At 61.9% G+C, this 21,349-nt stretch carries 18 protein-coding genes; all 18 read left to right on the top strand.

Annotated features, from left to right (window positions below; translation table 11 throughout):
* Positions 1 to 14 precede the first annotated feature (14 nt).
* The 18 genes from lysS to C3F12_11885 all read left to right on the top strand — a co-directional run bounded on the left by lysS (position 15) and on the right by C3F12_11885 (position 21,329).
* Positions 15 to 1,520 carry a lysine--tRNA ligase gene (gene lysS, locus C3F12_11970; GenBank protein ID PWB43950.1) on the top strand — a complete coding sequence of 502 codons (1,506 nt, stop codon included), beginning with the start codon at positions 15 to 17 and terminating at the stop codon, positions 1,518 to 1,520.
* On the top strand, positions 1,510 to 2,760 hold the full coding sequence (locus C3F12_11965; protein PWB43949.1) for a lipoprotein-releasing system transmembrane subunit LolC: 1,251 nt from the start codon (positions 1,510 to 1,512) through the stop codon (positions 2,758 to 2,760). Before lysS ends, C3F12_11965 begins: the two co-directional genes overlap by 11 nt.
* The gene (locus C3F12_11960) at positions 2,753 to 3,433 is read left to right on the top strand and encodes a lipoprotein-releasing system ATP-binding protein LolD (protein PWB43948.1); all 681 of its coding nucleotides are present in this window, start codon (positions 2,753 to 2,755) and stop codon (positions 3,431 to 3,433) included. The genes C3F12_11965 and C3F12_11960 overlap by 8 nt, the downstream gene beginning before the upstream one ends.
* Positions 3,434 to 3,508: 75 nt before the next feature.
* Positions 3,509 to 5,941, top strand: coding sequence for an ATP-dependent Clp protease ATP-binding subunit ClpC (locus C3F12_11955; protein ID PWB43947.1), 2,433 nt, complete (start codon positions 3,509 to 3,511; stop codon positions 5,939 to 5,941).
* A 147-nt stretch (positions 5,942 to 6,088) separates the two neighbouring features.
* Positions 6,089 to 8,374 (top strand): outer membrane protein assembly factor BamA, encoded by a 2,286-nt coding sequence (bamA, locus tag C3F12_11950; protein ID PWB43946.1) that lies wholly within the window; start codon positions 6,089 to 6,091, stop codon positions 8,372 to 8,374.
* Between the two features lie 19 nt (positions 8,375 to 8,393).
* Positions 8,394 to 8,945 carry a hypothetical protein gene (locus tag C3F12_11945; GenBank protein PWB43945.1) on the top strand — a complete coding sequence of 184 codons (552 nt, stop codon included), beginning with the start codon at positions 8,394 to 8,396 and terminating at the stop codon, positions 8,943 to 8,945.
* A 24-nt stretch (positions 8,946 to 8,969) separates the two neighbouring features.
* The gene (gene lpxD / locus C3F12_11940) at positions 8,970 to 10,049 is read left to right on the top strand and encodes a UDP-3-O-(3-hydroxymyristoyl)glucosamine N-acyltransferase (GenBank protein PWB43944.1); all 1,080 of its coding nucleotides are present in this window, start codon (positions 8,970 to 8,972) and stop codon (positions 10,047 to 10,049) included.
* The gene (gene fabZ / locus C3F12_11935) at positions 10,046 to 10,528 is read left to right on the top strand and encodes a 3-hydroxyacyl-[acyl-carrier-protein] dehydratase FabZ (protein PWB43943.1); all 483 of its coding nucleotides are present in this window, start codon (positions 10,046 to 10,048) and stop codon (positions 10,526 to 10,528) included. Before lpxD ends, fabZ begins: the two co-directional genes overlap by 4 nt.
* Positions 10,525 to 11,301 carry an acyl-[acyl-carrier-protein]--UDP-N-acetylglucosamine O-acyltransferase gene (locus C3F12_11930; protein PWB43942.1) on the top strand — a complete coding sequence of 259 codons (777 nt, stop codon included), beginning with the start codon at positions 10,525 to 10,527 and terminating at the stop codon, positions 11,299 to 11,301. The genes fabZ and C3F12_11930 overlap by 4 nt, the downstream gene beginning before the upstream one ends.
* A 94-nt stretch (positions 11,302 to 11,395) precedes the next feature.
* Complete coding sequence (locus C3F12_11925; GenBank protein PWB43941.1) at positions 11,396 to 12,196, top strand: DUF1009 domain-containing protein; 801 nt, start codon at positions 11,396 to 11,398, stop codon at positions 12,194 to 12,196.
* A 132-nt stretch (positions 12,197 to 12,328) separates the two neighbouring features.
* Positions 12,329 to 13,285, top strand: a complete 957-nt coding sequence (locus C3F12_11920; protein PWB43940.1) for a UDP-N-acetyl-D-glucosamine dehydrogenase — start codon at positions 12,329 to 12,331, stop codon at positions 13,283 to 13,285.
* Between the two features lie 5 nt (positions 13,286 to 13,290).
* Positions 13,291 to 14,463, top strand: a complete 1,173-nt coding sequence (locus C3F12_11915; protein ID PWB43939.1) for a lipid-A-disaccharide synthase — start codon at positions 13,291 to 13,293, stop codon at positions 14,461 to 14,463.
* Positions 14,463 to 15,158, top strand: coding sequence for a hypothetical protein (locus C3F12_11910; protein PWB43938.1), 696 nt, complete (start codon positions 14,463 to 14,465; stop codon positions 15,156 to 15,158). The genes C3F12_11915 and C3F12_11910 overlap by 1 nt, the downstream gene beginning before the upstream one ends.
* Positions 15,142 to 16,461: a 3-deoxy-D-manno-octulosonic acid transferase gene (locus tag C3F12_11905; GenBank protein ID PWB43937.1), complete on the top strand. Its 1,320-nt coding sequence runs from the start codon at positions 15,142 to 15,144 to the stop codon at positions 16,459 to 16,461. The genes C3F12_11910 and C3F12_11905 overlap by 17 nt, the downstream gene beginning before the upstream one ends.
* Entirely contained in the window at positions 16,458 to 17,582 is a 1,125-nt protein-coding gene (lpxK, locus tag C3F12_11900) for a tetraacyldisaccharide 4'-kinase (GenBank protein PWB43936.1), read from the top strand. The genes C3F12_11905 and lpxK overlap by 4 nt, the downstream gene beginning before the upstream one ends.
* Complete coding sequence (locus C3F12_11895; protein PWB43935.1) at positions 17,579 to 18,544, top strand: lipid A biosynthesis acyltransferase; 966 nt, start codon at positions 17,579 to 17,581, stop codon at positions 18,542 to 18,544. Before lpxK ends, C3F12_11895 begins: the two co-directional genes overlap by 4 nt.
* A complete protein-coding gene (gene waaF, locus C3F12_11890; GenBank protein PWB43934.1) occupies positions 18,463 to 20,193 on the top strand; it encodes a lipopolysaccharide heptosyltransferase II in 1,731 nt (576 codons plus the stop codon). Before C3F12_11895 ends, waaF begins: the two co-directional genes overlap by 82 nt.
* Entirely contained in the window at positions 20,190 to 21,329 is a 1,140-nt protein-coding gene (locus C3F12_11885; GenBank protein PWB43933.1) for a lipopolysaccharide heptosyltransferase I, read from the top strand. The genes waaF and C3F12_11885 overlap by 4 nt, the downstream gene beginning before the upstream one ends.
* Positions 21,330 to 21,349 lie beyond the last annotated feature (20 nt).

The following is a 21,349-nucleotide window of genomic DNA, read 5'->3' as shown; positions in this document are numbered from 1 at the left end:
CAACTGGAGGCGCCGTGGAAGAACATAGTTCATTGATGGGCGAACGGATGCGGAAGCTGTCGGAGCTTGAGACGGCAGGGGTAGAGCCCTATCCGGCCCGCTTCGAGGTCCGACACCTTGCCGCTGACCTTCACCGGGCGTATGCCGGGCTGCCTGGCGATGACGACGCAGCGCCCGCCGTCGCCGTCGCCGGTCGTCTGATGTCGCTACGCCAGCACGGTAAGGTAACCTTTGCCCACCTGCAGGATGGCTCTGGCAAGATTCAGATCTATCTGTCCCACGACGCGCTGGGCGCGGCACACTACGACCTCTGCAAGAGACTGCTGGATGTCGGCGACTACCTCGGGGTCGAGGGACGGCTCTTTCGGACGCGTACCGGGGAACTCACGATACGAGCCGTGACGGTTCAGCTCCTGTCGAAGTCGCTGAGGCCGCTGCCGGAGAAGTGGCATGGCCTGACCGATGTGGAGACCCGCTTTCGGCAGCGCTACCTGGATCTCATCGTAAACCGACAGGTGGCTGACGCCTTCAGGAAACGGAGTCGCCTGATTGCAGAGATGCGTCGCTTCCTTGAGTCGCGGGGGTTCCTGGAGGTCGAGACACCCATGATGCAGCCGATGGCGGGCGGCGCCATGGCGCGCCCCTTTGTGACGCATCACAATGCCCTCGATATCAAGCTGTATCTCAGGATTGCGCCCGAGCTCTATCTGAAGCGGCTGGTAGTGGGCGGCTTTGACCGGGTCTTCGAGATTAACCGCAACTTCCGGAATGAGGGGATCTCCACCCAGCATAACCCCGAGTTTACGATGCTGGAATTTTATCAGGCCTATGCCGATTATCAGGATCTGATGGCGCTGACGGAAGAGATGCTTGCGTACCTGGCCAAGGAGATCACAGGCGATCCGCAGGTGACCTATCAGGGGCAGCAGATCTCCTTCGCGCCGCCCTGGCCGAGGCTGACGCTGGAGGAGTCGCTCGTCACGCTGGCCGGATTGGACGCAGAGGTCCTGGGGACCGAGGCGGGCATCCGCGAGACGGCGGGGCGCTGTGGGATCACGGTGTTGCCGGGCTGGGGTAAGGGGAAGATCATGGCCGAGCTGTTCGACGCCCTGGTGGAGCCGAAGCTCATCCAACCGACATTCATCATCGATTTTCCGACCGAGTTGTCACCCTTGGCCAAGGCGAAACAGGGCGAGCCGGCGATCGTCCAGCGATTTGAACTGTTCGTAGGCGGCATGGAACTCGCCAATGCCTACTCGGAGCTGAACGATCCGCGCGAACAACGCGCCCGCTTTCTTGATCAGTTGCGACAGCGCGATCAAGGCGATCTGGAGGCCCACGGCCTGGACGAGGATTTTCTCCGGGCATTGGAGTACGGGATGCCGCCGACAGCCGGCGAAGGGATTGGGATCGATCGGCTGGCGATGCTCTTGACCGACTCTCCCTCCATTCGTGACGTGATCCTCTTTCCGCTCCTGAAGCCCGCCCACGGCGAACAGGCCGGTCCCGATGCCGTTTGAGCTGTTCGTCGGATTGCGGTATCTGAAGGCGAGGCGAGGACAGGCGTTTATCTCCCTGATCACGCTGATCTCGATCGGCGGTGTCGCCCTCGGCGTCATGGCGCTCATTGTTGTGCTGGCGGTGATGAGCGGGTTTGAGCGCGACCTTCGTGGCAAGATCCTCGGAACGAATGCGCACCTCTGGATCATACGCCATGGGGATCGGGGGATCGAGGAGCCGGCGCAGACGCTTGCGCGGGTCCGCGAGGTCCCGCGCGTGGTGGCGGCCTCGCCCTTCACCTACCATCAGGTGATGTTAAGCACCGGTCGCGGGGCGGCAGGGGCGGTCCTGCGCGGCATCGACCTCGACTCCGCGCGGGAGGTCACAACGCTTACCGACAGCTTCGCCGAGGTCGATCCGGTACGGCTGAAAAAGCCGACCGAGGGGACCGGGTGGCGTCTCGACCCCGAGGGAATCATCATCGGGCGCGCCCTTGCTGCGAATCTCGGGGTGGGAATCGGCGGGCGCGTGAATGTCATCTCTCCCTTCGGCAATGTCCTGACGCCGTTCGGAATGGCGCCGCGTATGCGAAGTTTTGCCGTCGTCGGGATCTTCGAGATGGGAATGTACGAATACGACAGCGCATTAGCCTATATCACCATTGCAGCGGCACAGCAACTTTTCCAGATGGGACAATCGGTGACGGGGCTCGAGGTCAAGGTGGACGATCTGTACACGGCGAAAGAGGTGGGTGTCGAGATCCAGCGGCGCCTCGGGTTCCCCTATGTCGCGAGGGATTGGATGCAGTTGCACCGCAATCTCTTTGCCGCACTGAAGCTCGAGAAGATCGCCATGTTCATCATCCTGACGATGATCGTCCTGGTGGCCGCCTTTAACATCGTCAGCACCCTGATCATGAAGGTCATGGACAAGGGGGCGGAGATCGGCATCCTGAAGTCGATGGGCGCCAGTTCCAAGAGCATCATGTTGATCTTCATGGTAGAAGGCGTCGTCATCGGGCTGGTCGGTACGCTGCTGGGAACGGCGGGGGGCGCGATCATCTGTACGCTGCAGGAGACCTATAAAATCGTCAGACTCCAGGGCGATGTCTATCTGCTGGATGCCGTGCCGATTCTGATGAAAGGGACCGATCTGGCCCTGATCGCCTTCTCGACCCTGGCCTTAAGCTTCCTCGCGACGCTGTATCCCTCCTGGCGGGCGGCCAGACTCGACCCGGTTGTCGCCATCCGTTATGAGTGAGCTGATCAGGGCGGATGGCGTCTATAAGTCGTTCCAGGTTAACGGTGGAACCGTTGAGGTTCTGAAGGGTGTTGATCTCCGCATTGGAAAGGGAGAATTCATTGCCATTGTGGGACCGTCTGGCGCCGGCAAGAGTACATTCCTGCACCTGCTCGGCGCCCTGGACCGTCCGACCGCCGGCGAGATCGTCTATGAGCAGACCAGCCTCGCCCGGATGGACGACGGGCAACTGGCCGCCTTCCGCAACCGGACGGTCGGTTTCATCTTTCAGTTCCATCATCTTCTGCCGGAGTTCACGGCGCTGGAGAATGTCATGATGCCGCTTCTGGTGGCGCGCCGCACCCGGTTGGAGGCGCGTCAGATCGCCGCGTCCCTGCTGAAGGAGGTGGGGCTCGAACACCGGCATGTGCATCGTCCGTCCGAACTCTCCGGTGGAGAGCAGCAGCGGGTAGCCATCGCCAGGGCCCTGGGCGCCTCGCCCAAGGTCGTCCTTGCGGACGAGCCGACCGGAAACCTCGATACCAAGACGGGTGATGCGACCTTCGAGCTGCTGCATCGGTTGAACCGGGAACGCGGTCTCACCTTTGTGATGGTGACGCACAATGAGAAGCTGGCCCATCGATCGGATCGGATCGTGACGATATTGGACGGACGGATCGTAGAGGGGGCTTGAAATTCTGGAAGGATCGGCTATACTCAGCATGTCGGTGACGCAAGGGCGTTGAAGAGGATAAGAGGGAGCGAGAAGATGTTCGAGCGATTCACAGAGCGAGCCCGCAAGGTGATTATCCTGGCACGAGAGGAGGCGATTCGCCTCGGCCACAACTTCGTCGGCACCGAGCACCTGCTGCTCGGACTGATCCGCGAGGGTGATGGGCTGGCGGTGGCGATTCTCAAGAAGCTGAACGTGAATATCTCCGCGGTAAAGGGGGAGATCGAGAAGATCGTGTCGGTCGGCTCCGAGTTCAGCCCAGCCGGTGAGATCCCCTTTACGCCGCAGGCCAAGAAGGTCCTGGAATACGCCATCTCTGAAGCCAGATCGCTCGGCCACAATTATATCGGCACCGAGCACCTGCTGCTCGGGCTGATTCGCGAAGGGGAGGGGATCGCGTCGTTGGTCCTGCGGGACTTCGGCGTCAGCGTCGCCTCCGCCAAGGCGCAGGCCCAGGAGCTGCTCGGGGAGCAGGCCTCCAAACCGACAAGCTCCACAAGGACACCGGCGCTGGATGAGTTCGGCGTGGACCTGACCGCCATGGCGCGGCAGGACCGGCTGGATCCCGTCATCGGCCGCGAGACCGAGATCGAGCGGGTCATCCAGATTCTCTCGCGCCGGACGAAGAATAACCCGGTACTGATCGGGGAGGCGGGCGTCGGCAAGACCGCCATCGTGGAGGGACTGGCTCAGCGGATCGTGGCCAGCAACGTACCGGAGACCCTGCTGCGCAAGCGGGTGGTCCAACTTGACCTTGCCGGCATGGTGGCCGGGACCAAGTATCGCGGTCAGTTCGAGGAGCGGCTGAAGGCCGTCGTCAAGGAGATCCAGCAGTCGCAGAACATCATCCTGTTCATCGACGAGTTACATACATTGGTGGGCGCCGGCGCGGCGGAGGGCGCCATCGATGCCTCCAGCATGTTGAAGCCGGCGCTCGCGCGCGGTGAACTGCAGTGCATCGGGGCGACGACCCTCGACGAGTATCGCCGACACATCGAGAAGGATCGGGCATTGGAGCGGCGATTCCAGGCGGTCCAGGTCGGCCCGCCGAGTGTGGACGAGACGATCCGCATCCTCCGCGAGATCAAGGACCGCTACGAGGCGCATCACTCCGCGGTCATTACCGACGAGGCGGTGACGGCCGCGGCGCGTCTGTCGCAACGCTACATTGCCGATCGCTTTCTCCCGGATAAGGCCATCGACGTCATCGACGAGGCCGGCTCCCGGGCGCGGCTGAAGACCCTGATGCTGCCGCCGGAACTCCGCGAGATGGAAAACGAGGTTGAGCGGCTCAGGGCTCAGAAGGAGGACGCGATCCGGACCCAGGCCTTTGAGGTTGCGGCCAGACTTCGCGACTCGGAGCGCAAGCTCCGGACCGAGTTGGAAGAGAAAAAGGCCCGGTGGAAGGAGTCCCGGTCGAAGGAGAAGACCATGGTTACGGCCGAAGAGGTTGCCTATATCGTCTCCAAATGGACCGGTATTCCGCTCTATCAGATTGAGGAGGAGGAATCGGCCAAGCTGATGCGGATGGAGCAGGATCTGGCCAGGCGGGTGGTGGGGCAGACCGAGGCCATCGAGAGCGTCAGCCGCGCGATTCGCCGTTCGCGCGCCGGGATCAAGAGTCCGAGCCGTCCGGTCGGATCGTTTATCTTTCTAGGGCCGACCGGTGTCGGGAAGACCGAACTGGCCAAGGCGCTGGCGGAGTTTCTATTCGGGACGGAGGATGCGCTGATCCGCGTAGATATGTCGGAGTACATGGAGCGCTTCTCCACGTCCAGGCTGATCGGCGCCCCTCCCGGCTATATCGGGTATGACGATTCCGGTCAGCTTACTGAGAAGGTTCGGCGTCGGCCATTTTCGGTCATCCTGCTGGATGAGATCGAAAAGGCCCATCCCGAGGTCTTTAATCTGCTGCTGCAGATCTTTGAGGATGGTCGTCTCACCGACAGCTACGGCCGCGTCGTCGACTTCAAGAATACGATCCTGATCATGACCAGTAACATCGGCGCCCGTCAGATCGGCCTCCATACGACGATGGGCTTTGCCAAGGGTGGCGACGAGGCGGTCACGTACGACAAGATGAAAGAGACCGTCCTGGGCGAGCTGAAACGGGTCTTTAATCCGGAGCTGCTCAACCGACTTGATGAGGTGATCGTCTTCCACCAGTTGAGCAAGAATGAACTCTGCCAGATCGTCGATCTGATGCTCGCGCGCCTGCAGCTTCAACTCGCGGAGCGGCGGATCTCGCTGATGGTTGATGAGCGCGCCAAAGAGTTTCTCATCAATCGGGGATTTGACCCGACCCTCGGCGCCCGTCCGCTGCGCCGCGCCATCCAGCGCTACGTGGAGGATCGGTTGGCCGAAGAGGTCTTAAAGGGGCGTTTTGCCGAAGGGGGCACCCTGAGGGTGAAGGTGGAGGGGGACGCCCTGGCCTTCGAAGAGGCGAGCCTCCTTGAGGCCCAGAAATAACCGTACGTAACTCCAGCCCGTCGTACTCTCGCTGGCCCGTCCCGGCCAGTTTCTGCTTGCGTTATCGTGGCTACCGTGGTAACGTTTGCGCGTTTCGACTGAACGTAGGTATCCCGCGCATCCAGACTCGAGGAGTAAAAGCGTTCGGTGCACGCCTTCGCGAGCAGGGCCAGGTTTCTCGCCGCTTATTCTTTCGTCCTCTCCTTCTTCTTGGCATTGGTGTTCGGTCACGCATACGGCCAGGAACAGGCACAGATCAAACAGCTCGATATCAAGGGAAGCCGCAAGATCGACGAGACCACCATTAGGTTCAAGCTGAAGACCCGGGTGGGAGAGCCGTTCTCCCTGGAAAAGATCAGGGAGGACGTCAAGACGGTCTATCGGTTGGGCTTCTACGACGATGTCGCGGTGGATGCCGAGGTGTTTGAGGGGGGCCTGAAGATTACCTTCATTCTAACCGAGAAGCCGACCATCCGGGAGGTGAAGGTCCGAGGCAACAAGGGGATCGCGACCGACAAGATCAAAGAGAAACTGACGCTCACGGAGGGCGGGGTATACAATCCGCAGACCGTGGCGGCGAACACGGAAAAGGTGCGGCTGCTGTACGAAGAAGAGGGCTATTACCAGGCCAAGGTGGTTCCGCAGGCCGAGAAGACCCCGGAGGGGGATATCTCGCTCACCCTCGACATCACTGAGGGGGGAAAATTTGAGATCGCTACTATTCGGATCCCCGGTGCCAAAGGGCTCAGTGAGGATGAGATCAAGGCGCGGATGGCCACGAAGGAGCTGTTTCTCTTCTTCTTTTTCGGGACGCTGAAACGGGATGAGTTGCAACGTGATCTGGATCGGATCAAGGCGTACTATCTGGATAACGGCTACCTCGATGTGAAGGTGGCGGAGCCGGAGATCCGGGTACTCGAGGCCAAACAGAAGCTCGAGATCAACGTGCGGGTGGAGGAGGGGCCGCAGTACCGGGTTGGCGAACTGGCGGTAACCGGGAATACCGTCTTTCGCACCGAACAGGTGCTGAAGCCGCTCCAGATCGCCAGACAGGGGATTTTCAGCCGCGAGGTGCTGCAACGCGATATCCTGACGCTGACCGACCGCTATTCGGAGCGCGGCTATCTCTTTGCGGATGTCGCGCCGATCATCAACACCGATCGGGAGAGCCACATCGTCGACGTAGGGCTGGAGATCACGGAAGGCAAGCAGGCCTTCCTGGAGCGGATCGAGATCTCAGGCAATACGAAGACCCGCGACAAGGTCGTCCGTCGGGAGATCCCGCTGAACGAGGGCGACCTGTACAACAGCCGCCTGTTGGCGCGCGGGCGCCAGAATCTGACCAATCTTGGCTTCTTTGAGGAGGTCAAGATCGAGACGCGCCGGGGTACCGCCGAGGATCGGGTGGACATCGATGTCATGGTCAAGGAGAAACCGACCGGCTCCTTCAGCATCGGGGGCGGTTTCAGCTCCATCGACGGCATCCTGGGTTCGGGCTCTATCTCACAGGATAACTTTCTGGGGCTGGGGCAGCGGGTCTCGGCCTCGGCGCAGCTCGGCGTCAGGGCCAGTCGGTTTGCGCTGAACTTCTTTGATCCGCATATCCTGGATACGGGGACCTCGCTGGACGTGTCCGCCTTCAATCAGCGGATGCTCTTCGACCAGCAGATCGGCTTTGACCAGGACAGCAAGGGCGGCGCTATCGCCTTCGGCCGGCGACTCCATAAGGAGTTGTTCGGCACACTCGGGTATCGGTGGGAACGGGATAAGATCTTCAGTGTCGCCGAGGACGCGCCTGACCTTATCAGGCGACAGGAAGGAACAAGTACGACGGGGAGGGTCTCGCTCGGTCTGTCGATGAACCTGACGGATAGCCGCCTCGATCCGACCACCGGCTTTGTCGGGGCGGCAACCTATCAGCTTGCGGCAAGGTTTTTCGGCGGGAGCAACAAGTTTCAACGCTTCAACGTCGATCTCGGATACTACCACCCGCTGGTCTGGAAGCTGGTCGGGCATATCCGCGGCAACCTGATCGTAGCGGATGCCTACGGCGGGAAACGCCTACCGGTTCAGGAGCGGATCTATCTCGGCGGCACCACCACGGTGCGTGGGTTCAAGACCTTCCGCCTGAGCCCGATCGATGAGGATACCAACGAACGGATCGGCGGTACCAAGGCGCTCTACTTTAACAACGAGGTCATGTTTCCTATCTATGAGCCGTTGGGGCTCAAGGGCCTCATCTTTTTCGATGCAGGTAACGCCTTCAGAGGGGGCGACAGTATCTCCCTCACCGACCTGCGACCGACGGCAGGAGGCGGCGTCCGCGTGGCTACCCCTTTCGGTCTGGTACGGGTTGAGTGGGGTCTGAACCTGGATAGAAAGCCGGGAGAGGCCAAAAGTGCCGTACACCTGACCATGGGATCGATGTTCTAGGATCTGGAGGACACAACGTATGATGCGTGTGATAGTCGGTTGGCGACGATGGGTATTCTGGGGTACTGCGGCGATAGTCTTGACTGCATCGGTCGGGTGGGCGGCGGAGCCCACGTCACGGCTCGGGTTCGTCGATCTGCAGACGGTCATCACCCAATCTAAAGAGGGGCAGGCCGCTATGGACAAGGTCAAGGCAGAGGCGGCCGAAAAACAGAAAGAGATCAACGCCAAAGAGAACGAGATCAAGCAGATGGACGCGGACCTCCAGAAACAGACGTCGGTCCTGAGTGAGGCCGCAAAGAAGGATAGAGAGGAAGAGATTCGCCGGAAGCTTCGTGATCTGAAGCGGATCACAGAAGATGTCAATCGCGACCTCGCCAAACGGGAAGGGGAGATGGTCAATGATCTACTCCGCGATCTGACGATCGTCATCAGGGACTACGGCAAGGAGAAGGGGTATACCCTGATCGTCGAGAAGGGGCAGAGCGGCGTGATCTATGGCAATGACGCGGCCGACCTCACCAAAGAGATCCTTGAACGTTACAACGCCCGCCAAGCCAAGAAAAAATAAGCGTTAGTGTAAGAAGTTGTGGCTATGCAATTGAGGGAGCTGGCTGAAAGGCTGAAGTGCCGGCTGATTGGTGACGGTGAGATCGAGGTCACCCGCCTCGCGCCGCTGCACGAGGCGGGTGAGGGCGACCTGACCTTTGTGGCCCACAGCCGCGATCTGCCGAGGCTGGAGATGTGCAGGGCCTCTGCTGTCATTGTGCGCGAAGGGGGGCCGTCCTGCTCGAAGCCGGCGCTACTGACGAACGATCCGTATCTGACCGTCGTCGAGGCCTTGCGCCTCTTCTACACCCCAGACCGTCCAACGCCCGGCGTCCATTCATCGAGTATCATTCATGAAGGGGTACGCCTGGGGGCGGATGTTGCGATCGGACCGCTTTCGGTCGTTGAGGCGGGCGTGACGGTCGGTCGGCGGAGCATCATCGGGGCCCAGGTGTATATCGGGAAGGGCTCTCATATCGGCGTCGATTGCCGGCTCTACCCGCAGGTCATGATCCGGGAGGGTGTCGAGATCGGCGATCGGGTCGTCATCCACAGCGGATCCGTCATTGGAAGCGATGGTTTCGGGTATCTTAGGGACGACCGGGGGGGCCGCATCAAGGTCCCGCAGGCGGGGCGGGTGGTTCTGGAGGACGATGTGGAGATCGGCGCCAACGTGACCATCGACCGGGCCACCATGGGGGCGACGCGGGTCAAGCGGGGCACCAAGATCGACAATCTGGTTCAGATTGCGCACAATGTCGTCGTGGGCGCCGATACGGTGATTGCGGCCCTGAGCGGTATCTCCGGTAGTGTGACCATCGGGGATCGGGTGACGCTGGCCGGTCAGGTCGGGATCGTCGATCATATCGAGATTGGCGATGATGCCGTCGTTGGGGCGCAGGCCGGGGTGGCGAAGAGCCTGCCTGCCGGGGAAGTGGTCCTCGGTTCGCCCGCCGTCCCGCATCTGACGTTTAAGCGCAGCGTCGCTGCAGTCAATCGACTTCCCCATATTCTGAATACGCTTAAACGCATAGAGGCGCGTCTGGCATCGCTGGAGAGCGCCGCTGGAGCCGAGGGGCAGGCGGGACGGACGGCTTGGTCCACGTCCGAGAGGGGAGCCCAGTGATGGACATACGACAGATTCAAGAGATGCTTCCGCACCGGTATCCCTTCCTGCTGGTCGACAAGATCCTCGAGATCGAGCCGGGCAAGAGGGTGGTGGGGCTCAAGAACGTGACGATCAACGAGGCATTCTTTCAGGGCCATTTTCCTGGACAGCCGATCATGCCCGGTGTGCTGGTGATTGAGGCGATGGCGCAGATCGGGGGCGTCCTGCTGATGCGGACGCTGAATGTGAACGCTGAAAAGAAGCTCCTGTATTTCACCGGTATCGACCGCGCCAGATTTCGCAAGCCCGTACTCCCTGGGGATCAGGTCAAATTCGAGATCGAACTGCTCCAGCTCAGGAGCCGCAACTGCCGCATGCAGGCCATGGCCTTTGTAGAGGATAAGCTGGTTGCGGAGGCGGAATTATCGTGCATTGTCGTCGATCGGGAATTGCCGAACCTCCCGCCAGGGGTCCCTGTGGTGAAGGGAGAGGCATGACGCAGATTCATCCTTCAGCGGTGGTAGCGCCGGATGCAAAGCTGGCGCCCGACTGCAGCGTCGGCGCCTTTTCAATCATCGGTCCTGATATAACCGTGGGGTCCGGGACCGTCATCGGCTCGCACGTCCTCATCGAGGGGATCACGGAGATCGGGGAACGGTGCCAGATCTTTTCACACGTCGTACTGGGCGCCGCACCTCAGATCTCCCAGGACAGGGGCGAGCGGACCAGGCTGGTGATCGGTGACGAGACGGTGATCCGGGAGTTTGCCTCGGTGCATCGCGGCTCGGCGAAAGGCAGGGGCGTTACGGTCCTGGGTTGCCGGAACTATATCATGGCCTATGCCCATATCGCCCACGATTGCGTCGTGCACGACGATGTCGTCGTTGCCAGTCAGGCCGGGCTGGCCGGCCACGTCGAGGTGGGAGCGCGGGCGGTCATCGGGGGACAGACAGGCATCCATCAGTTCGTCCGCATCGGGCAGTACGCGATGGTCGGCGCCTGCTCTGCGGTCCTGCAGGATATCCCACCATTCCTCAAGGCACAGGGGAACCGGGCCAAGTGCTATGGGCTGAATACGGTCGGACTTCGTCGTCACGAGATCTCTGAGGAGGCGATCATTCGGCTGAAACAGGCCTATCGGTTGCTCTTCCTCTCCCATCTGAATACATCCCAGGCTCTGGAACGGATCGCATCAGAGGTGATCTCGTGTCGGGAGATCGATCAGTTGACGCACTTCATCAAGGTATCGGCGAGAGGGATCGCCCGTTGACCAACAGTGTCGAGTGGCGAGTGTAGGGTGTGGAGTTGCGGCGATTCTGTTCTTCACTGAACACTCAACACTTGGAACGGAACACAGGAGTTCAATGGAGCGTCTTGGAATAATAGCCGGCGGCGGTCCGCTCCCGATTGTGGCCGCGCGGGATGCCCGCATGCAGGGGTTGAAGGTTGTGGCGGTGGCCGTGGAGGAGGCGGCGTCTCCTGGTTTGGCTGACGAGGTCGACACGATCTGTTGGGTAGGGGCTGGGCAGCTTGGACGGTTGATCGCGACGCTGAAGCGTGAAAAGATCACCGATGCCGTTATGCTCGGAAAGATCCCGCTGGATCTGCTCTTTTCGCGTGCTAAGATCGATCTGGCCGGGCTGTTGTTCTATTGGAAGCTCAAAGATCGGCGCGGCGATACCATCCTTGCGGGCGTAGGCGACCAGTTAAGACAGGAGGGGATCACCGTCCACGATTGTCGGCGGTTTCTTTCTTCAATTGTATTGCAAAAGGGGGTATTGACCGCACGGCCGGCCACATCTGAGGAGCAGCACGATATCAGCTTTGGCAGAGAACTGGCCCGCTCGATGGCACAGTTGCGGATCGGTCAGACGGTCGTGGTGAAACGCCGCACGGTACTGGCCGTGGAAGCGATCGAGGGAACCGATGCCGCGATTCGTCGCGGCGGCAAACTCGGAAATGGGGGGGTCGTGGTCGTGAAGGTTGGGCGCCCTGATCAGGATATGCGTTTCGATCTCCCGGTTGTCGGGCCGGAGACGATGATAGCCCTCGAAGAGGCGGGAGCAACCGCGTTGGCCCTGGATGCCGATCATACCCTGATGCTTGAGCGAGACAAGGTCGTGGCAGCAGCCGACCGGCTTGGATTGGCGATTGTAACGGACTAGCAGCAGGGCGGCGATCAGCCTTCAGGGTAGGGGCAGGACTTGCCCTGCCCAAATAGGGCGCAGCAAGCGGCGCCCCTACGTGGCTAATGGCTGACAGCTTCCCTGCTGGTATTTCGGCGGGATAGATTACATATGAATAACGGGAAAAACGGTCATCCGGTACGAGTGGGCGTGGTCGGTGTGGGCTATGTGGGACATCACCACGCGCGCATCTACTCCGAACTGCCGAATGTTGAATTGGTCGGGGTCGTTGATATTGACGACAACCGCCTGCACGAGGTGGGGCAGCGTCATCAGGTCCGACTTTGCCGCGATTACCGCGAGCTCATGAAAAGGGTCGATGCCGTCAGTGTAGCCGTACCGACCCTGCTCCACTATCCGATTGCGAAGGAGTTCCTGGAATGTGGGGTCGACGTCCTGGTGGAGAAGCCGATTGCGCAGTACCCCGCCCAGGCCGACGAACTGGTCGAGATTGCCAGGGATGACGATCGAATCTTTCAGGTCGGCCACAGCGAGCGATTCAACGGCGCGGTCAAGGCGCTGCGCACTGTGGTCAGAAATCCAGGCTTCATCGAATGCCACCGACTCGGCCCGTTTGCCCACCGCAATATCGACGTTGATGTTGTCCTCGATCTGATGATTCACGACATCGATATCGTGTTGAACCTGATCAAGTCGCCTGTTACGGAGGTGACGGCTGTCGGCGTTCCGGTCATCTCCGATCAGGTGGACATCGCCAATGCGCGGCTGCAGTTCGAGTCCGGGTGCGTCGCCAACCTGACCGCCAGTCGAGTCAGCGTCGAGCGGGTCAGGCGGGTGCGGATCTTTCAGCGCGACACCGTCATCTCGCTCGACTACTCGCAGCAGGAGATCGCCATCTATCATCGGATTCCGGGGACAGGCGGTACGGCGATTGAGGCCGTTCGGACGATCGTGAGGGAAGATATCGTCATCGATAAGGCAGAGCCGCTCCGCGTTGAGCTCGAAAGTTTTATCGAGTGCGTTCGGACGAGAAAACGGCCTCTGGTCTCTGGAGAGGAGGGCCGGGACGCCCTGAAGGTCGCCTCTCAGATTGTGGAGCAGTTGTAGGCCTGATGCGAGGTGGTCGAATCCTGATCGTGGCAGGCGAGCCCTCGGGGGATCTGCATGCCGCCGGGGTCGTGACCGAGCTGCTTCGTCGCGCGCCCTCGCTGACGATAGAGGGGATCGGAGGAGACCGGATGCGCCAGGCGGGTGTCCGTCTCCATGTACATGCAGGTGACCTCGCCGTGGTGGGCCTCGTCGAGGTAGCCGCCAGGCTTCCTGCCATCTGGCGGGCGTACCGGGGTATGACCCGGTATCTGCGCGAGCAACGCCCGGATCTGGTCATCCTCGTCGATTTTCCCGATTTCAACCTGAGGCTCGCCCGTGCGGCGTCCCGACTCGGGATCCCTGTCGTCTACTTTATCGGGCCGCAGGTGTGGGCGTGGCGTGCGGGTCGGATACGGTTGATCGCACGATATGTTCGGCGTCTGCTGGTCATCTTTCCGTTCGAGGAGGAGTTCTATCGCGAAAGAGGGGTCGAGGCCCTCTACGTCGGTCATCCGATCCTGGATCGGTCCCTCTCGTTCCTGTCAACCGGTGAGGCGCGTCGCCGTCTGGAGCTGGATGGGGAGGCCCCGGTGCTGGGGCTGCTGCCAGGCAGCCGCGTCGGTGAGTTGACGCGGCACCTGCCCATCCTGCTTCGAACGGCAAAACAATTGATGACGGAGCATTCGGATCTGCGCGTCATGATCGCCGCGGCCGATGGGTTGCCCCTCGACCTCATCGGCGCCTGCCTGAAGCAGGAGGGGGTGTCGGCCAGGGTGACGCAGGGACGGAGCTGCGAGGTGATGGCTGCCTCCGATCTGATCCTGGTCGCATCGGGGACGGCCACACTGGAGGCGGCGGTCATTGGCACCCCGATGGTGATTGTGTATCGTCTCGCATTCCTCTCATGGCTGCTGGGCCATATGTTGATCAGGGTTCCGTACATCGGCATGGTGAATCTGGTGGCGAGACGTCGGGTGGCGCCCGAGTTGATTCAATTCGACGCGACGCCCAAGCGGATTGCCGATGAAGCGCGCCCGCTGCTTCTGTCGGCGGAATTCCGCAACCGGATGCGACGGGAGCTTCAGCAGATACGGGATCGTTTGGGGCCGCCTGGGGCATCGGGCCGGGCGGCGGAGGCGATCCTTGAGTGTATGCGGTCCGGCGTTCCGGAGGAGATGGCGGTCCAGAGAGGGTAATGGGGAGGTCGCCACTGTCCCGAGCGGTCGCAGTCCTGAAAGAAGATCGGCTGGTTCTGCAAATCGTCCCATGGCTTGCGGCAAGAGTGGTACAGTGCCTGTTTCGGTGCCTGCGGGTTGTTCATGTGGATCGCGCGCACCCCGAGGGCTGCTGGGCAAGGGGCGAGCGGATCATCGTGGCCTTCTGGCACGGCCGGCTCCTGATGATGCCGTTCGTCTATCCCGGACAGCCGGGCGCGATTCTCATCAGCCAGCATCGGGACGGCGAGTATATCAGTCGAATCGCCGCCCATTTCGAACTCGAGGTGATTCGCGGCTCGGCAACGCGGGGCGGGATGCGGGCCGCTAAACAGATGGTTCGCGCGATTCGAAATGGACTGAATCTGGTCATCACGCCGGACGGCCCAAGGGGACCGCGCGCGCAGGTCAAGTCGGGTATCATCGAGATGGCGAGACTGACGGGGGCGCCGATCGTCCCGGCCAGTTTCAGCGCGTCGCGCCGTCGGATCCTCGGAAGCTGGGACGGATTTCTCATGCCGATCCCGTTCTCTCGCGCCGTCTATATCTGGGGGGAACCGATGTACGTACCCAGGACGGCAACAACGGATGAGGTGGCCAAGCACCGGGAAGCCCTCGAGGAACGGCTCAATCTGCTCACCCTGAGAGCCGACACGTACTTTGGAACGGATCGATGACGACCGCCAGGTCAGGATGTATGCTGCCTACTCTTTTTTGCTGACCGTTGTTCTGCTGGCCTGGTTACCCTCCCTCTTACTGAGGATCGCTCGCAGCCGCCGCTACCGGGACGGTTGGTGGGAGCGTCTGGGTCATTATCCTGAGGCGCTGCGCTCGCGGCTTCACGGCGGACAGCCTGTCTGGATCCATGCCGTATCGGTAGGGGAGGTGGGCGCCGCCTCCATCCTGGTCAATCGGTGGATCGGCCGTCGGCCAACGTCCCCCTTTATCGTCTCCACAGTTACGGCAACCGGACGAGAGGTGGCCGGACGGATGCTCCCGCAGGCGGAGGCCGTCGTCTACTTTCCGATCGATCTTCCGAACGTCGTCCAGCGAGCTCTGACCAACGTCAGACCTCGTCTCGTCCTTCTCACCGAGACCGAAATCTGGCCGAATTTTCTTCGCGCCTGTACGATGTCACGGATTCCGGTCGCCGTTATCAACGGCAGACTGTCGGAACGTTCGTTGTCACGGTACCGCCTTGTCCGACCCCTCATCCGTCGGGTCCTGCAGGGTATTGATCTCTTCTGTATGCAAACCGACGCCGATGCGATGCGGATCCTTGCATTGGGCGCGAGCCCTGCACGTGTGCATGTCGTGGGCAATCTTAAGTTCGATGCCGCCCTTCACGGTGACGCCGCAACGCTCGCCGAACGGTGGCGTCGGGAGCTTCAGATCGACACGCAGCAACCGGTGCTGGTGGCGGGGAGCACCCATGCGGGTGAGGAGGAGACGCTGCTCCGGGCCTTTCGTCAACTCCAGGGCGAGTTTGCCGATCTGCTGCTTATTCTGGCGCCGCGCCATCCTGAGCGTGTGGCGCAGGTCGAATCAGCGGTCGCCGGCCATGGGCTGCGCGCGGTGAGACGGAGCACCTTGCCGCACGGGGCAAACGGCGCCAAAGAGGTGATCCTTGTAGATACGGTCGGCGAACTGTCGACACTCTATGCGGTGGGGAGCGTTGGCTTTGTCGGGGGAAGCCTGATCCCTCGCGGCGGCCACAACCTGCTTGAACCGGCCCTCTACGGTCGTCCGGTGCTGTTTGGCCCGCACATGGAGAACTTTCGGGAGATCAGCTCGTATTTTCTTGAACAACGAGCGGCGGTCCAGGTGAGTGGTCCGGAGGACCTTGTCACGCAGCTTGCCGGACTCCTGCGTGATCCCGCAGCCAGAGAGCAGATGGGCCAGGCGGCCGCGGCGGTCCTGTCGGCCCACCAGGGCGCGTGCGAACGGACCGTCGCCCTTCTTGAGCGATTGGCGACGTGAAAGGGATTGAGGCGCTGTCGACCTGGACGCTGCGCTGCATGGCGGCGCCCCCGGGACCATGGTCCGCGCAGGCCTGGCTTGCGTGCCTGCGTCCGGTATCGCGTGCGTATGGAGCCGCCGTCTCGCTTCGAACGGCACTGTATGCGCATGGTCTTGCCAGGACGCGCCGACTTCCGATTCCGGTATTGAGCGTCGGCAACCTGAGCGTCGGCGGTAGCGGAAAGACCCCGTGTGTTGAGATGCTGGCCGGCCGGTTGCGCGAACGAGGCCACCGGGTCGTCATTATCTTACGGGGGTATCGGGGCGGCTCAACGGCGCCGACGATCGTCAGCGACGGCAGCCGTGTCCGGTGCGAGCCGCCGATCGCGGCCGACGAGGCCTATCTGCTGGCCAGGCATCTGCCCGATGTTGCCGTCTTGACCGGTGCCGATCGCTATCGGGTCGGCAGGCTGGCGCTTGAGCAGGTCCAGTGCGGCGTCATTATTCTGGATGACGGGTTTCAGCATCTCGGGCTCCACCGCGATCTGGACATCGTGCTGATTGATGCGGCGAATCCCCTCGGATACGGCCGACTGTTGCCTTCCGGACTACTGCGGGAGCCGCCGGAGGCGCTCGGACGGGCCGATATGGTGATCCTGACGAACGCCGACGGCGGAGGCGAGCTGGGGCCCGCCATCCAGGTTGTTCGGCAGTACGCGCCGACCGTCCCGATCGCTGCGGCGACCCATCGCCCTGTGGGCCTGATCGACGTCAGGAGCGGACAGGCATTGGGCCTTGAGACGTTGACCGGACGGCGACTGCTGGCGGTGTCCGGTATCGCCAATCCGGACCGGTTTGAAACGACGCTGAAGCGGCTCGGGACGGTCGTTGCGGCGCACCACCGCCTTCCAGATCACCACCGCTACGTCGCCTCCGATCTGAGGCTGATCCGCGAAGCGGCCGAACAGGTCGGTGCCTCCATGATAGTGACGACGGAAAAGGATATGGTAAAATTGGCACGCCTGAACGTCGCGGAGCTGGGTGTTCCTCTGTACGCCGTATCGATCTCACTTGAATTGCTCGAGGGCGCTGAACTGTTGGATGCCATGTTGAGCCGCCTGGTATCGGCACGCGCGTCATGAAGTCCAAGGATCGTGGCGGGATTGCCGCCTATCTGGAGTATCTCCTTGTGGCCGGACTGGCCAGGGGTATGGTGTACCTGCCGTCATCCATGGCCTATTCTATCGGTGAGGGGCTTGGGGCGACACTGTACCGCCTCGACCACAAGCACCGGTCGATCGCCCAGGACAACCTGCGCCGGGCCTTTCATGGTGAGCTGTCATCTCGAGAGGTCGCCGAACTGACCCGTTCGACCTTCGTCAATTTGGGCCGAACCGTTGTGGAGACCTGCCGGATGCTCAAGATTGATCGGGACAATTTCCGACAATTCATCCGGATCGAAGGATATGAGCACTTTGAGGAAGCCAAGCGCCGGGGCAAGGGGATCATCTATATTACCGCCCACTTGGGATCATGGGAACTGCTGCCGCTTGCGTCCGCCCTGATGGGAGAGCCGCTGTCCATTGTGACGCGGCCCCTCGACAATCCCTATCTCGATCGCGCCGTCACACGGATGCGGACCGCCTGGGGAACGAGGGTGCTGCCGAAGAAGCGGGTGATGTCGACGCTGGTGCACACACTGCTGCGTGGAGAGAGTATCGGGATCCTGATGGACCAGAACATCACCTGGAAAGAGGGGGTGTTTGTCGATTTCTTCGGGATGCCGGCCTGTACGGCCTTGGCGCCCGCCCTTTTAGCCATGAGAACCGACGCATCGGTGCTTCCTGCCGCGATCGTCCGACACGGGCGGGATCGGCACACCGTCCTTGTGGAGCAAGCGGTCCCGTTGATCAGGACCGGGCATCTCAAGGCGGACGTGGTGGCCAACACGGCGTCCTTCACCAAGGCGATTGAGGGGTTGGTCCGGAAGGCGCCGTCCCAGTGGCTGTGGGTGCACCGTCGATGGAAGACCCAACCGCACGCCGACTACCCGACACCCTATACCCTCCATCCTACACCCGACCCCCTACACTCAGAGCCATGACTCCTGCGACGCTGCACGTTCGACGGACGTTCGAAGCTGACCGGGTGCGATCGATTCTGGTCGCAAGCCCGAATTGGTTGGGTGATGCGGTGCTCGCACTACCCGCCCTTGCCAACCTGCGGCACTCGTTTCCCGGCGCAAGGATCGCGCTCCTGGTGCGTCCATGGCTCAGTCCGCTGTTTCGATCCCTGCCATGTGTCGACGAACTTATTGAATTGCCCCCTCGCGGCGAGTTGTTGTGGGCGGCGACCGTGCTGCGACAGCGATCCTTTGATCTGGCCCTGCTGTTCCCAAACAGCTTCCGGTTTGCGCTGATCGGTTGGTTGGCACGGATCCCGCATCGTATCGGCTATATCGCCGACGGGCGGGGCCCGCTGTTGACGGTCGGGGTGCGGCCATCGAGCGGGGCCGTGCTCCATCAGGCTGAGGCCTACCTTGGATTGCTGCGGGCGCTCAAGTGGGATGCGTGGGTCCGGCCCGGCGGGTTCCTGCTGCCGCCGGAGAGCGACGCGGAGGCCGAGAAGCTGCTCACTGAATCGGGCCTTCCCCCTCACTCCCTGGTCATCGGCATCACACCGGGGGCCAGCTATGGGACGGCAAAGCGCTGGCCCATCGAGCGATTTGCGGCTGTCGCCGAGCGTCTGGCCGATCGGTTTGATGCGATTGCCTTGCTGTTCGGCTCATCGCGGGAGGCGTCACTAACGAAAATCCTTCGCGATCGGATCCGCGGGACGGTGATCGATTTCGGCGGCCGGACGGGTCTGACTGAGTTGGCCAGCCTGCTGAAGCGGTGTACGCTCTTACTAACGAACGATACGGGGACGATGCATCTGGCCTCCGCCTTGGGGATCCCTTGCGTCGCGCTATTCGGTCCTACGGATCCTCGCCACACAGCCCCTCTCGGTATCGGTCATCAGGTTGTTCAGAATCCACCGACCTGCAGCCCGTGCCGCTACCGCGACTGCCCGATCGATCATCGATGCATGCAGGGGCTGGACGTGGAACGGGTCGTGGCTGCGGCGGAGGCGCTGCTCACGCGTGTGCCCCTTTCCGTCGAGCAGACTATCCGGCGAGCCCCTGCGGTCTTTCTGGACAGGGACGGCACCATCAATGAGGAGATCGGGGCGATCCAACACCCCGAGCTGATGAGACCGATCCCCGGCGCAGCGGCGGCATTGAAACGCCTTGGCGAAGCAGGGTATCTGCGGATCGTCGTCAGTAACCAGGCGCGAGTCGCCAGGGGGGACGCCACTGAGAAGTCGGTCGAAGCGGTGCATCGACGGCTTCTGCAACTGCTCCAAGCGGATGGTGGAGAGACCGACGCCTTTTACTACTGTCCTCACCATCCTCGGGAAGGACGATTCCCGTACAGACGCGGCTGTCTGTGTCGGAAGCCTGAACCCGGATTGGTTCAGCAGGCGGCCGCTGAGCAACAGGTGGACCTGGAACGGTCGTATGTGGTTGGGGACAAGGTCAGCGACATGCGGCTGGCGGATCGGCTGGGTCTCCCTGCGGTGCTGGTGCTGACAGGCTACGGGCGGGAGTCGTTGGAGCGCCTGCGCGCAGCAGGGGGTCCGATGCCCGCCCATACGGCGAGCGATCTGCTGGAGGCTGCCGAGTGGATTGCGCAAAGGCGCCACCAGGGATGAGCGCCCCATCCCGACGTGACCCTGTACCGATGGACCGGGTACAGCGCATCCTCATCATCAAGCCGAGTTCGCTCGGCGATGTGGTCCATGCGCTGCCGTTTCTCAGCTCGCTCAGACGACGGTACCCCGATCGATATATCGCGTGGCTGATAGAGGAGGAGGCGGCAGGGCTGCTGCTGGGTCATCCCCTGCTGGATCGGGTCATCGTGTCAGGCCGCAGGCGGTGGGGAAGAGCGGTGCGATCGCCCCTTCACGGGTCGGGGACGCTGCGGGAGGTCGCGGCGCTGATCGCGGAACTCCGTCGCGGTCAGTACGACCTGGTGATTGATTTGCAGGGATTGCTGAAGAGCGCGCTGATGGTGCTCTGCGCCGGTGCACCATTCCGGGTCGGCCTCGCGGGGGGCCGCGAGGGGAGCGGGCGCGCGTTGACGCACGTGGTGCCGCTTCCGCCCGGGCCTGTGCATGCCGTAGACCGGTACCTGGAGGCTGCCAGGTTTCTGGGCGCAGAACCGCTGGTGAAGACCTTTGTATTCGCTTCCAGGCCAGACGACGGGGCGAGGGCGGAGGCGCTCCTGGCGGAGGCAGGGGTCGGGCCGAATATGCCGGTGATCGCCCTCAATCCTCAGGCGCGTTGGCGCACGAAACTCTGGGGAGAGGGGGAGTTCGCGCACGTGGGGGAGATACTGGCTCATCGGTATGGGGCCAGGATCATTTTTATCGGATCCTCCGCGGACCTTCCGATTGCCAGGCGTCTGGCGCGTCGCATGAACCCACCACCGTTCGTGGCCACCGGTCGGACCGACCTTAAGGATCTGATTGCACTCCTTCAGCGGATCGACCTTCTGGTAACGGTGGATTCCGGTCCTATGCACCTGGCAGCCGCCCTCGGTACGCCCCTGGTTGCGCTCTTTGGCCCGACCGATCCGCGACTTGTCGGTCCCTATGGGGGTGAAGGGGTCGTGCTGCGGGTGCCCTTGCCGTGCAGCCCCTGTTCAAAGCGACGGTGTCTGATCGAAACAGATCGTCTGTGTATGCAATCGATCTCGGTCGAGCAGGTCATCGAAGCGGCTGCAACGCTCCTCAGTGCGGGTCCGGCCTGTCGAGCCGGTGTGGATCGTTCGTTATCGACACGGTAGGATGTGGAGCGCTGAGCGGG

It is taken from the genome of Candidatus Methylomirabilota bacterium (assembly GCA_003104975.1).
Classification (GTDB): domain Bacteria; phylum Methylomirabilota; class Methylomirabilia; order Methylomirabilales; family Methylomirabilaceae; genus Methylomirabilis.
This window is presented reverse-complemented; position numbering and strand designations above follow the sequence as displayed.